Origin of the sequence: Moorena sp. SIO4G3 (assembly GCF_010692305.1) — a bacterium.
Lineage (GTDB): Bacteria > Cyanobacteriota > Cyanobacteriia > Cyanobacteriales > Coleofasciculaceae > Moorena > Moorena producens_A.
Genome location: NZ_JAAHIG010000761.1, coordinates 1 through 1,098, shown reverse-complemented (window position 1 = coordinate 1,098; position 1,098 = coordinate 1). Strand labels below are relative to the sequence as shown.

At 43.5% G+C, this 1,098-nt stretch carries 1 protein-coding gene; it reads left to right on the top strand.

Annotated elements, in window-relative coordinates; all coding sequences use genetic code 11:
• Window positions 1-104 precede the first annotated feature (104 nt).
• Entirely contained in the window at window positions 105-560 is a 456-nt protein-coding gene (locus F6J99_RS45265; RefSeq protein ID WP_293124042.1) for a hypothetical protein, read from the top strand.
• Window positions 561-1,098: the final 538 nt, after the last annotated feature.

Genomic DNA, 1,098 nt, shown 5'->3' with positions numbered 1-1,098 from the left:
AGTGTTAAGTTATATTAATATAGACTCACTAGCCAAAGCTCTACTTCTTTTAGTTGTTTTATTTGAATCCCTGCAGTTGTTGTGGGGGGTGCGATCGCTATATTATGCATTCTCAACCTAATTCCCTATCTCAAGCCAAAGCTCCAAGAGTTTATACACGAACCAACGAACCAGGGATTCCAGCAGAATTGAATCAGCTGTTCACCAAAGCAGGCTTACCTGCAAGGGACGTAAGCAAACTCAATGTGGCGATTCGACACTCGTTATTATGGGTAACCGCGAGATTACTCAAAACCCATGCCATGGTTGGGTTTATTCGAGCTTCAGGAGACGGCATATTTAACATCACAATTTGGGATTTGGTTGTGGATCCAACATTTCCCAATGTAGACGGGGCCAAGACCTTGCTGATTGAACGATTAAAGCGAGAAATTAGACAAAGTTCCCCCCACTGCTCGGTCTCTATTTTTGCCAATGCCCAAGACATCCAGCTGCTCAATAAGGCAAACTTTGCTAAGGAGCGTAAGGGAATTCAAGGTATGGTCTTGATGAATCTATAAACATTGGGCCAACCAATCAAGTTTTTAGGTGGGGAACCAATGATTCCTCATCAATACAAAAAAGAGCAGCCAATGAGATGGGATTCAGAGTTAAGGCTGCTCAACGATATTTAGGGTTTTGGATATTCCATTACTCACCATAGCAACCTGATTTTGTTTTGGAATCCTGATCATTACGTCAGTACGTTACTCTGTGAAACTGACTAGGGGATAATTCTCACACACAAGAGTGGTATCAATCGGATGCTGAATAAATTAGGCTGTAACCAGAGCAGATCTCTGGCACAGCCTAATCTGAAACATTCAATAACCCATTCCGGTGGCCACATGCTGCACGGAAGCAGACTGGTAAGGTTGCAGCTCCAGTTCATCTGGAGCAGACTCCGAGACGGAGTCTGCCGAAATTAATTTTAGACAAAAACTGGAAATAAGAAATCAGATGTCTAAACCCTTTACTAAGGAGCTAAAGCATGGCCCCGCAACAGGCTGCCAATGGTTTTGGCGGTAATCTTGAGTTGCACGAGTGGATTAGCTGGCA

What these genes read in the sequence shown, in the direction of transcription:
- F6J99_RS45265 (WP_293124042.1), top strand. Translation starts at nt 105, where the DNA reads ATGCATTCTCAACCTAATTCCCTATCTCAAGCCAAAGCTCCAAGAGTT.